Origin of the sequence: Caballeronia sp. GAWG1-1 (genome assembly GCF_023631465.1) — a bacterium.
GTDB lineage: Bacteria > Pseudomonadota > Gammaproteobacteria > Burkholderiales > Burkholderiaceae > Caballeronia.
This window is the reverse complement of sequence record NZ_JALQDB010000002.1, coordinates 240,746-252,186: the sequence shown is the minus strand read 5'-3', so window position 1 is coordinate 252,186 and position 11,441 is coordinate 240,746. Positions and strand designations below refer to the sequence as shown.

The following is an 11,441-nucleotide window of genomic DNA, read 5'->3' as shown; positions in this document are numbered from 1 at the left end:
GGAGCCGCATTGATGTTCAAGCCGACGCCTTCTTATAAGCCACGCAATCCACCTCGACCTTGCAATCGATCACCATTGACGACACCACGCAAGCTCTCGCCGGCGGATTCGCGCCGAAGTACTCCTTGAAGATCTTGTTGAAAGAAGCGAAATCGCGCGGATCGTCCAGCCAGACGCCGCAGCGCACGACATGCTCCGTGCCGTATCCCGCTTCCGTCAGAATGGCGATCACGTTTTGAATTGCCTTGTGCGTCTGCTCGACGATTCCGCCGTTGATCACTTCGCCGTTCTCCATCGGCGTCTGGCCCGACACGAAGAGCCAGCCATCGGCCTCCACCGCGCGTGCAAACGGCATATGCGCGCCGCCTTGTCCCTTGCCGCCTTCAACGCCATATCGCTTCATCGTTCAACTCCTTGATTCAATCGTAAAGAATTCAAAACGCACCCTGCGCATCCAGCTTGGATGCCGCGCCGCGCGCTACGAAACGTCCCGCGCGCGCGCCGGTCACGGCGGCATCGCGATACGTCAAAACCCCATTCACCCACACCGCGTCGATGCCGTCCGCCGCCTGCTGCGGCTTCGCGAAGGTCGCGGCATCGCGCACACGCTCGGGATCGAACACGACCAGATCGGCGTGATAACCCACTTTCACTTCGCCACGCTCGGGCAGGCTGAAACGCCGCGCCGTCAGGCTCGTCATCTTGCGCACCGCTTCTTCGAGCGGCATCAGCGCCGTATCGCGCGCGTAGTGGCCAAGCACGCGCGGAAACGCGCCCCACAAGCGCGGATGCGGCAGCGGATCGTTCGGCAAGCCATCAGAGCCAACCATCGTCGCGGGATGCGCGAGAATGCGCCGCACATCGTCTTCCGACATGTTGTGATACACCGCGCCCGCCGGCTGCAAGCGTTTCGCCGCATCCTGCTGGCTCACGTTCCACTCGGCCGCCACCTCGCGAATCAGCTTGCCCGCCATCTCCGGATGCGGCTCCGACCACGTGATGGTGATGTCGATATCGCCCGTCACCTGCTTCAGATCCAGCGTCGACGAACTGCGGTTATACGGATAACAATCGCAACCAAGCGGCTGACCCTCGCGCACCGTTTCGAGCGACTTCAGCACTTCCACGCTGCGTCCCCAGTTCGACGGTCCCGCGCACTTCAAATGCGAAATCACCACCGGCACACGCGCATGGCGACCGACGCGATACGCCTCTTCCATTGCATCGAGAATTGCATCGAACTCGGTGCGCATGTGCGTCGTGTAAAGCGCGCCTGCCTTGGCAAGCGGCTCGGCAAGCGCCTGCACTTCCTCTGGCGGCGCGTTGAACGCCGAACCATAAGCCAGCCCGCTCGATAACCCCAGCGCGCCGTTATCCAGCGCTTCTTCGAGTTGCGCTCGCATGCCTTCCACCTCAGCGCCGTTCGCCGCGCGATCCAGCCGGTCCATGTGATTGTTGCGCAGCGCCGTATGGCCGATCAGCGCGCCGACATTCACGGCGGGACGCGCTTCGTTGACGGCATCGACATAAGCGGCGAAGGTCGGATATTTGAACGCGTTGGCGTCGCCGAGCAGATTCATCGGATCGGGCGGGTTGCCCTTCAACGTCACCGGCGACGCGCTGATCCCGCAATTGCCGACGATCACCGTGGTCACGCCTTGCGTGATCTTCGGCATCATCTGCGGCGAGCGGATCACGTGCGTGTCGTCGTGCGTATGGACGTCGATGAAACCGGGCGCCAGCACCTTGCCCTGCGCGTCGAACACTTCATCGGCGTTCCAGTTGGCGAGTGCGCCGGGCGCCACGATGGCGACGATGCGGCCATCGCGCACCGCGACATCGCGCTCGACGGCGGGCGCACCCGTGCCGTCGATCACACGCGCACCGATGATCAACGTATCGGCCTTCTGCTTCGAGGGCGATTCCATGTCAGTCTCCCAAAGGTTGCCGCTCGCCGCCGCCACGATGCGCATCGAGCGCGTGCTTCATGCGGCGCAGCAGTTCACGGCTGTGATCGGCCTGCTTCACCGCGAGTTCGGTGACCAGCAGATCGAGCGCCATCATCATTGCGTAACGCGACGACGACGGCTTGTAGATGAAATCCGTTTCTATCGCGATGACCGGAATGAGCCAGTCCGCGAGCTTCGCCAGCGGCGACGCCGGCGCGGTCAACGCGATCACGCACGCGCCGTACTCGCGCGCGATCCGGCAGCTTTCGAGCATCTCCGGCGTCTGCCCCGTCACGGACAGCGCGACAACGACGTGTTCGCTCGATAACGTCGATGCCACCATGCGCTGCAGCAGTCCGTCCTGATACGACGCCACCGGCCGCCCGAGCCGCACGAGACGAAAGCGCATCTCGTCGGCGAGCGCGGTCGAGCCGCCGCCCATGCCGAACACGTAGATCATCGACGCAGCCGCGAGTGCATCGGCGGCTTGCGCGATGGGCGCGGCACGCAGCGCACCCTGATTCTGTGCGAGCGTGGCCTGCACTTCCTCGAAGATGCGCGCGGCGAGTGTTTCAGGCACGGCGTCCGGTTCGGGCTTTAGAAAGCGTTGCCCGACGCCCGCCGCCTGCGCGAGCCGCAGCTTGAGTTCGCGCACGTCCTGACAGCCGACCGCTTTCGCAAAGCGCGTGACCGTGGCGATACTTACTTCCGCCTTGTCCGCAAGCGCGCCGATGCTCGCCCGCGACGCGCCCGTGAGATCGTCGAGGATCAGCGCGGCGACCTTGCGCTCGGCACTGCGCAATTCGGGCGCGCGTTGCGCGATGCGCGCGACGATATCGAAGGTGAGCGAATCGGCGTGGCCGTTCATAGTGCTGACAGGGTTAACCCACAGTGTATGTTACTAAATAACATTTCAACGAGAATGCTACTTTGGGTAACATGATGCCGTCAACCGCGACGCCATTTTAAGTACCGACAGAATTTATTCATCCGGACGATGGAGTAGCAGCACATGAAAGTTACAAACTATCAGAACGCGACAATCGACCCGTTTGGCAAGGGTCTCGGCATGGTGCCGGGCACGGGCATCAACCTGACGGACGCGGCGCGTCTGCAATGGAACCTGCTCGAAGAGGACGTGAGCTTGCCTGCCGCCGTGCTGTATGCAGAGCGCATCGAACACAATTTGAAGTGGATGCAAGCGTTCGTCGAAGAGTACGGCGTGAAACTCGCCCCGCACGGCAAGACCACCATGGCGCCGCAACTCTTTCGCCGCCAACTCGACACCGGCGCGTGGGGCATCACGCTTGCCACGGCGCATCAGGTGCGCGCGGCGTATCGCGGCGGCGTGTATCGCATCCTGCTGGCGAATCAGCTCGTCGGCAAACGCAACATGGGCATGATCGCCGAGCTGCTGACGGACCCGAACTTCGAGTTCTTCTGTCTCGTCGATTCAGCGGATGGCGTCGATCAACTAGGCGCATTCTTCAGCGACGTGCACAAGAAGCTGAACGTGCTGATCGAACTCGGCGTGCCGGGCGGACGCACGGGCGTGCGCGACGACGCGCAGCGCGAAGCCGTGCTCGCGGCCATCGCGCGCTGGCCGGGCACGATCGAACTGGCGGGAATCGAACTATACGAGGGCGTCTTGCAGGACGAATCAAAGGTACGCGACTTTTTGAAGAGCGCCGTCGACACCACCCGCGCTCTGATCGATGCTGGCAAGATCGCGCGCAAGCCGGCGATTCTCTCGGGCGCGGGATCGGCATGGTACGACGTCGTCGCCGACGAATTCGCCAAGGCGAACAGCGACGCCATTGAAGTCGTACTGCGTCCCGGCTGCTATCTGACGCACGACGTCGGCATCTACAAGAAAGCGCAGAACGAAATCTTCGCGCGCAATCCCATCGCGAAGAAGATGGGGCAAGGGCTTAAACCCGCGCTGCAATTGTGGGCGTACGTGCAGTCCATTCCCGAGCCGGACCGCGCGATCATCGGGCTCGGCAAGCGCGATTCCGCATTCGACGCGGGCTTGCCAGAACCGGCGAAGCATTTTCGTCCGGGCACGGAAGCGCCACGCGATATCTCGACGGATGAAGGCTGGGAAATTTTCGGCCTGATGGACCAGCACGCTTACTTGCGCATCAAGCCCGGCGATGATCTCAAGGTCGGCGACATGATCGCCTTCGACATCTCGCACCCGTGTCTCACTTTCGACAAGTGGCGTCAGGTGCTCGTGGTCGATCCTAAATACCGCGTCACCGAAGTGATCGAAACGTTCTTTTGACGCGTCAGGCTTTTTCGGCGGCGGTATCGACGAGTGCGGCGTTCGCCGCGTTTTGCACCGCGACTTCCTGAATGCGCGCTTCGAGCATATGAAGCGCGCCCGACAGCGCCTCGATGGCGTCGTCCGGCAACGATGCCATGGTGTCGTGCAGAAACGCCGTGCGGCGCGGCATGCCCTCTTCCGCCGCCGCGCGGCCTTGCGCTGTCAGCGCGACATTCGACACGCGATTGTCGCGGACATCCACGCTGCGCACGACCCAGCCGAGACCTTCCAGCGTCTTTAACTGACGAGTCAGCGCGCCCGGGTCCACGCGCAGGCGTTCGACGAGTTTCTTCTGCGACACCTCGCCTTCGTGCTCATGCAAGGCGAACAGAATGCGCCAGCGCGGCATTGGCTGGCCGACGGCTGCTTCGAACGCCGACATGAAAGCGCGATACGTCCGCCCGAACTGCTGCACCACCGCGATACGTTCCTGTTCGTTCATGCTCTCGATTCCGTTGTAATTCATTCGGCGAGGATGACCGGTTCGTGCGTTCGTTTCAAGCGCACGGGCGGCACGCGGCGCGACTGCCAGAGCGAAACGACCGCGACGACGGCCGCGACCGCCAGGCCGATGTGGATTGCCGCCACCAGCGATTCGCGCGCGGATTCGAGCAGCATCGCGCCGTTATGACCCGCAGCCGCAAGCTGCGCGAGCAGCGTGTCCTGTCCTTCGCGATTGATGAGGATTTGCGGATCGGAAAGATCGCCGAGCCAGTGCATTGCGTGATCTCGTTCAAGCGCGAGGCTCACGCCGCTCGCGTACAGATGGCTCACGAGCGTGCCGGTCAATGCCGTGCCGATCATCCCGCCGATCATGCGTAGCGATTGCAACAATGCCGTCGCAATTCCCAGATGCTGACGTCCCGCGGTCTGTTGCGCGAACACGGTGAGGTTCGGCATGACGAAGCCCAGGCCGAGCCCGCCCATCAGCATGACGACGAGCAGCATGGAACGCGGCATCGTATGCGTGGCGATCACCACGCCGAAACACGACGCGGCGAGAAACGCGAAACCCACGTACAGCATGAGATTCGCGTTCTTCAAACGCGTCACGATTCGTCCGTTCACGATACTGCCAATGGTAATGAACACGACGAGCGGCGTGATCATCATGCCCGCGTCTTTCGGCGACATGCCGAAGCCGCCCTGGAACAGCAGCGGCGCATAGAACAGCAGCGAGAACATGGTGAAGCCGCCGAGAATCGCCAGCGTGAACAGCGCGGCGAGGCTCTTGTTGCGGAACATATCGACGGGAAGAATCGCGTAGCTGCAACGCAGTTCCCACTTCCACAGGCTGTAGGACGCCACGATGGCCACCGCCAACAGCATCGCCGTCTCGACACTGATGCCGTGCTTCGGCAACATCTCGACGAACAATTGCAGCGCGCCGAGCGCAACCGCGATCAGCGCGGCGCCGGGCCAGTCGAGCCGCATCTTGCCTTCGTGCGCGACATGCCGCAGATGCGGCAAAAAGCGCCAGACGAAGAACAGCGACAGCACGCCGACGGGCAGATTCACGTAGAACACCGAGCGCCAGCCGTAATACTGCGTGAGAATCCCGCCGAGCGAAGGGCCGACCGCATTGGCGATGCCGAAAGCGGAACTCATCAGCACCTGCCAGCGCAGGCGCACGACCGAATCCGGGAACAGATCCGCGATGCACGCGAACGCGGTGCCAACCAGCATCCCGCCGCCGATGCCCTGCAAACCGCGCGCGAGCACCAAAAACATCATGCTGTTCGCGAGTCCGCACAACACGGACGCCACCGTGAACACGATAATCGAAGCGATCACGAAGGGTTTGCGACCGTAGTAGTCACCGAGCCGCCCGAAAATAGGCACGGTAATGACGGAGGTCAGCAGATAGGAGGTCGCGACCCAGGCGTAGAGATCGAAGCCTTTGAGTTCGGCCACGATAGTAGGCAGCGCGGTGCCCACGACGGTCTGGTCCAGCGCGACGAGCATGGTGACGAAAGAGATGCCCAACATCGCCATGAGCGATTCGCGGAAGGGCAAGACCTGTCCGCTGGAGTGATGCGCGGCTGTGTGAACGGCCATTTTTGTGGACGCAATTATTGACGAGTCAAAGAATGGGGAATCATAGCACGCTCGCGTGCTCTAAGCCGTGTGGCCCACCGCTCTCTTCATGCACGTTCCCGGACATTTTTCTTATGCAACCGACGCCCATCATCACTTCGCCGCTTACTGCCGAAGATTTCACCGCTCTGTCCCGCGCGAAGGAGGCGCTCGAAAGCCCTTCGCTCACGATGAAACTGGCGAGCGTGGTCGGCGCGCCGATCGAAAAACTCATGGGACGGCTTCCAGCCTCGGCTCAGGGGAAAGTCGACGAAGCCACGCAAGTCGCGCTCAAGAAATGCCTGCAGCTTGCGCTGCGCACGCTCGGCAACAGCGCGCCGTCCGACTCGCTGCTCGCGCCGCCGCCGGACAAACCGCGCAATCTGATGCACAAACTCGCCGTCGCGACGACGGGTGCGGCGGGCGGCGCATTCGGCTTGTTTGCGTTGCCCGTCGAGTTGCCCGTCACGACCACGTTGATGTTTCGCTCGATTTGCGACATCGCGCGCAGCGAAGGCGAGGACGTGCATCGCGTGGAGACGCAGTTGCAATGCATGATGGTGCTCGGCATGGGCGGCACCCACAAAGACGACGATAACGCCGACATCGGCTATTTCATCGTTCGCGGCGCGCTCGCGCAGTCCATCTCGCGCGCGACCAACGAAATCGCGGCCAAGGGATTGAGCAGTCATGGCTCGACCGCGTTGCTCAAATTCTTGCAGACCATTGCGTCGCGCTTCTCGGTGCAGGTCAGCGAGCAGGTCGCGGCCAAGTCGATTCCGGCCATCGGCGCGGTTCTCGGCGCCATGGTCAACACCGTGTTCATCGACCATTTTCAGCAGATGGCGCTCGGACACTTCACTGTGCGCAGACTCGAACGGCAATACGGAACGGCGGCGGTCGAGCGCGCGTATCAGACCATCGAGGTGATCGGCGGGCGCTGAGCGTTGCCGGCGCTCGTCGTGGTCGATATGAAACGCGCGGCTTGCGTGAGCGCATCGCGCGCTTCGGGCATGAATGGCGCCCAGATCTGGAAAATATGCGGGACGTTGCGCCAGATTTGCAATTGCACGTCCACGTCGGTTTCGCGCGCTATCTTCGCGACGCGTGTGGCATCGTCTAGAAGCAATTCCGTGTCGCCTGCTTGAATCAGGAGCGGCGGCAGGCCTCGATAATCGCCGAAAAGCGGTGACGCGTAGGGATCACGCGAATCGGCATCGCCGAGATAGAGCGCGGCCACGCGCGGGAAGACCGATGCGTGGAACATCGGGTCACGGCCTTCGTTTGCTTGCATCGACGCGCCGCCGCAGGTCAGGTCGGTCCACGGCGAAAACAGCACCGCGCCGGCGGGCAATTGAACCCGTGCATCGCGAAGCGCCAGCAATGTGGCGAGCGCGAGGCCACCGCCGGCCGAATCGCCCGCAATGACGATCGATTTTGCATCGATGCCCGACGCGAGCAGGCGGCGGTAAGCGGCAACGGCGTCGTCGAGCGCGGCCGGAAAGCGATGCTCGGGAGCCAGCCGGTAATCGAGCGAAAACACGTCGGCATCCGCACGCGTCGCAAGACCGAACGTGATCGCTCGATGACTGCGCGGCGAGCAAAAGTAATAGCCGCCGCCGTGGAGATAAAGCACCGTTCGTCGATCATGCGCGGCGCTCTCGCGGCGCAACCACTCGCCATCCGGCTCGATATCGAGTCGCCATCCCTTCGGTACACGCGGCAACCAGATTCGGCGCGATGCGTAGGTCCGCGCGCGCTCGACATCGAGTGTGGGCTTCGCCGTTTCCGGCCGCATTTGCCGCTTGAGCAGCCAGCATGCGAACGCGCTTTGCCAGCTCATCGTAGCGGGCTCAGGCTTTGAGTCGAGCCGATCAGTTCGATGGCATCACCTGACCGCGAATCTCGCCGGTCGGGTTTTCCTGTGTGTGAATGTTGAAATACCATTGCCCGGCCATGAGGTCCGTGACCTGCTGCTCGGTGAGCGTGGCCCGACCTTTCATCGGACTGGCGAGCGCATGTTTGTCGGCGGGTACTTGCGGCTTCGCGTTCTGACCGACGGGCGCGGGACCGTGGAAGTGGGCCATCGTGACCGGGCCGGAAAGCTCGGCGTAAGTCGCGGTCCAGGTGATGACCTTGGTGTCGGTGTCGAACGTGGCGTCGAGCATGCCGTGGCCTTTGCTGACGCGTGGCGGGACTTCGCTCGATGGCTGCAGATTCGCCTTCAGCGCGATGGTGTCGGCGAATGCCGCCGAGGATGCGAGCAACGTGAACATCATGGCTGCGATGCAGCGGACATGTGGTCTGCATGTCGGGATCATTCTGGCTCTCCTTGGTGACGGCCAAGCGCTTCGCTTTCATATTGTTAATGCGCTTAGGCATCGCCATGGTAGAGCATTCGGATGATCGATGTTTTCCAGTGTGCGCCGTTCACGCGCACGAATGCAAAAAGGGCGCCGCGCGGCGCCCTTTTCTTTCTACTGCTAGCTAGCTACTGCTTAAAACTCAGCCTGCTTTAGAAGCGGTGACGGATACCAGCCGTCACGAGAACCTGACGGCTGCTCGACGATGCTGCTGCACCGCTGATTTGAGCCGACGGGTATTCGTTTTCCGGCAGACCGCTTGCAATTTGCATCACGCCTTCAGCGTAGACGTCCGTACGCTTGGACAACGCGTAGTCGGTCTGCAAGCCGAACTGGTGATAGCGAACGCGCGTCGATTCGCCTGCGGCACCCAGCTTCTGGTTGGTGAACGTGTAGGCCGCACCCAGCGACAGCGCCGGCGTCAGAGCGTAACGAGCGTTTGCTTCGTAGTTGTTCGTGACGGCCGTAGCGTCGAAGTTGCTGCCGTCTTGACGAACTTGCGTCCACAGCAGGCCGAATTGCATAGCATTCGTCGAGTAGCTGGCGCCTGCGCCGAACGTACGTTGACGGATCGTGCCGAATGCGGCTTCTGCTGCCTCTGCCGGCTGACCGGCCGCTACAAACGCGTCACCGACGACATGCGGAACGACCGTAGCACCGTTGATCGCGCCGACGTTGTTACTGTTGATGCCGTTTGCTTGGGTGTAAGCAATGCCAGCCTTGATCGGGCCGTTAGCGTAGCCAGCACCCAGGCTGTACGCGCGATTCGCCGCGAAGCTGCCTGCCGAGTTCGAGAAGCCGTACTCGCCGCCGAACGTCAGACCAGCATAGTTGGCGCTCTGGAACTTGATCGAGTTGCTGAGACGGAAGTTGTTGCCGTCCAGGTTATCCAGGTTGTCCGGGTGCGCGAAGTACGTGCCGCCGAACGTGCCCGTTGCGCTCAAAGGACCGAGGTAGTCAGCCACGGCGTCGTTCTGACGACCCAACGTTACCGTGCCTTGGTTCGTCGAAATGCCGACATACGATTGGCGAGCAGCACCGGCGCCGCTACCGTTTGCCGGGTTGAAGCCGCTTTCCAGCCTGAAGACTGCCTTCATGCCGTTGCCCAGATCTTCAGCGCCCGTCAGGCCCCAACGGCTGTCTTGCACGTTGTTGCCAGTGACGCCCCATGCGCTTGCCTTGTTGTAGTCCGAACCCGGTGCCGAGCGCACGTTGTTCACGAACGTGAAACCTGCGTCCAACGTGCCGTACAGCGTGACGCTGCTTTGTGCGCTTGCACCCGTGGCGAACGATGCAGCCAGAGCGGCCACTGCGGCTCCGATAAGATTCTTTTTCATGCGAATTCCTTTGATTGAGTCACGAGACTCGATGAGTTGCTTAAGGCCGCGGCGCGGCACATCTGGGATTGAAGCCCCGGAGAAAGCCTCACACCGATATTCGGCAGCCCAAAGTGTATGGCGCAGCTTTTTGCAGAGACCACCAAGGAACACGCAAAAGGTCTTTCGAATAAATCAAAAAATAGAATTTCAATATGACTTAACGCTTACACATCTGGTACTTACCCGAATGCTTTTTCTTTAACGAGATGGACCAGGCGCAGCATCGTTGCACACATGCGACAGTGGCTGACGAGCGACAGCGAGAAGACATCGGAGTCATCCTATTCACAAGATGTATCGGGCTACGTAACATCGCGCACGCGAGGCGGCACTCCTGCCCTTGCTGACTTCGCACCGATCACCCGCAGTTCACGCTTTCGCCAGGCCATCCGCTCATGAACCAATTACAGGCGATGCGCGTCTTCCTCAAAGTCGCGGAGACATCTTCTTTTGGCCGCGCGGCCGCAGCGCTCGATCTTTCGAACGCCGTGGTCACGCGCTATGTCTCGCTACTCGAAGCGCATCTCAATACCCGCTTGCTGAATCGCACGACACGAAGCGTGTCGCTGACCGAAGCGGGCAAGGAATACGCCGATGGCTGCCGAACAGTGATCGAACACGTCGAGAATATCGAGGCATCAGTAGCGAACAGTTCAGTCGATCCATCCGGAACACTCAAGCTCGTTGCATCGGCATCGTTTTCCTTGCTCGAACTCACGCCCATGCTGCGCGCTTATCGCGATCGCTATCCGAGCGTGAAGCTCAGTCTTACGCTGCTCCATCGGCCGGTCGATCTCGTCGATGAAGGCTTCGATGTCGGCATCGTCGTGCCGCATCTCGTCAATAGCGGCACGCTCATCAATCGGCCACTTTTCAAGGTCGCCGCGGCACTCGTCGCATCGCCCGACTATCTCGCCCGCCGCGGCATGCCGGCGCGGCCCGCCGCTCTCGTCAAACACGAGTTTCTCGCGCCGTCCACGGACATTCACGGATCGAAGTGGTCATTCACCAGTCCGACGGGGTCGCGCGAGGAAGTGTCGATCGACCCGTCGTACACGGTGAACAGTTCACCCATGTTGCGGCAGGCGGCGATATTGGGAATGGGCATTGCCGTATTGCCCGAGAGCTATGTCCGGCAGGACGTCGAAGCGGGCGCGCTCGTGCGCCTGCTGCCGGCCTACACGCTCAACGACGCGGACAAGGAAGTGTCGATCGTTTATCCGGGACGCAGACACGTATCGGCCAAGACGCGTTCATTCGTCGACTTTGCGCTGACGCATTTCCGGGACCGTGCGACGTCCGATTTCGGCGCGGCCAATCTTTCCGATTAAAAGAAAAAAGCGCG

11 protein-coding genes are annotated in these 11,441 nt (G+C 61.6%); 3 read left to right on the top strand and 8 right to left on the bottom strand.

Annotation, left to right across the window (positions count from 1 at the left end):
- Positions 1 to 16: 16 nt before the first annotated feature.
- The 3 genes from NCT03_RS01590 to NCT03_RS01580 are packed head-to-tail and all read right to left on the bottom strand — an operon-like array spanning position 17 to position 2,817.
- On the bottom strand, positions 17 to 403 hold the full coding sequence (locus NCT03_RS01590) for a RidA family protein (protein WP_244826950.1): 387 nt from the start codon (positions 401 to 403) through the stop codon (positions 17 to 19).
- Positions 404 to 434: 31 nt separating this feature from the next.
- Entirely contained in the window at positions 435 to 1,928 is a 1,494-nt protein-coding gene (locus NCT03_RS01585; RefSeq protein WP_250491754.1) for an N-acyl-D-amino-acid deacylase family protein, read from the bottom strand.
- A gap of 1 nt (position 1,929) precedes the next feature.
- Positions 1,930 to 2,817: a MurR/RpiR family transcriptional regulator gene (locus NCT03_RS01580; RefSeq protein WP_250462928.1), complete on the bottom strand. Its 888-nt coding sequence runs from the start codon at positions 2,815 to 2,817 to the stop codon at positions 1,930 to 1,932.
- Positions 2,818 to 2,961: 144 nt separating this feature from the next.
- Between NCT03_RS01580 and NCT03_RS01575 the strand changes: the two genes are divergently transcribed.
- The gene (locus NCT03_RS01575) at positions 2,962 to 4,236 is read left to right on the top strand and encodes an amino acid deaminase (RefSeq protein ID WP_250491753.1); all 1,275 of its coding nucleotides are present in this window, start codon (positions 2,962 to 2,964) and stop codon (positions 4,234 to 4,236) included.
- A gap of 4 nt (positions 4,237 to 4,240) precedes the next feature.
- On the opposite strand, the gene NCT03_RS01570 is transcribed toward NCT03_RS01575, so the two are convergent.
- Both NCT03_RS01570 and NCT03_RS01565 read right to left on the bottom strand, forming a co-directional pair.
- A complete protein-coding gene (locus tag NCT03_RS01570) occupies positions 4,241 to 4,720 on the bottom strand; it encodes a MarR family winged helix-turn-helix transcriptional regulator (protein ID WP_250462921.1) in 480 nt (159 codons plus the stop codon).
- A 20-nt stretch (positions 4,721 to 4,740) separates the two neighbouring features.
- The gene (locus tag NCT03_RS01565) at positions 4,741 to 6,336 is read right to left on the bottom strand and encodes an MDR family MFS transporter (RefSeq protein ID WP_244826945.1); all 1,596 of its coding nucleotides are present in this window, start codon (positions 6,334 to 6,336) and stop codon (positions 4,741 to 4,743) included.
- A 113-nt stretch (positions 6,337 to 6,449) separates the two neighbouring features.
- Between NCT03_RS01565 and NCT03_RS01560 the strand changes: the two genes are divergently transcribed.
- Positions 6,450 to 7,298, top strand: coding sequence for an EcsC family protein (locus tag NCT03_RS01560; protein ID WP_244826944.1), 849 nt, complete (start codon positions 6,450 to 6,452; stop codon positions 7,296 to 7,298).
- Here NCT03_RS01560 and NCT03_RS01555 read toward each other — a convergent pair.
- The 3 genes from NCT03_RS01555 to NCT03_RS01545 form a co-directional block, all read right to left on the bottom strand.
- Positions 7,268 to 8,197, bottom strand: a complete 930-nt coding sequence (locus NCT03_RS01555) for an alpha/beta hydrolase (RefSeq protein WP_250491752.1) — start codon at positions 8,195 to 8,197, stop codon at positions 7,268 to 7,270. The two genes, NCT03_RS01560 and NCT03_RS01555, sit on opposite strands and share 31 nt — an antisense overlap.
- 31 nt (positions 8,198 to 8,228) lie before the next feature.
- On the bottom strand, positions 8,229 to 8,633 hold the full coding sequence (locus NCT03_RS01550) for a CHRD domain-containing protein (protein WP_250491751.1): 405 nt from the start codon (positions 8,631 to 8,633) through the stop codon (positions 8,229 to 8,231).
- A gap of 236 nt (positions 8,634 to 8,869) precedes the next feature.
- Positions 8,870 to 10,054, bottom strand: a complete 1,185-nt coding sequence (locus NCT03_RS01545) for a porin (protein WP_284502963.1) — start codon at positions 10,052 to 10,054, stop codon at positions 8,870 to 8,872.
- Between the two features lie 437 nt (positions 10,055 to 10,491).
- Here NCT03_RS01545 and NCT03_RS01540 point away from each other — a divergent pair, with 437 nt between their 5' ends.
- Positions 10,492 to 11,427 (top strand): LysR family transcriptional regulator, encoded by a 936-nt coding sequence (locus NCT03_RS01540; RefSeq protein ID WP_250491749.1) that lies wholly within the window; start codon positions 10,492 to 10,494, stop codon positions 11,425 to 11,427.
- The last annotated feature ends 14 nt before the right edge of the window (positions 11,428 to 11,441 follow it).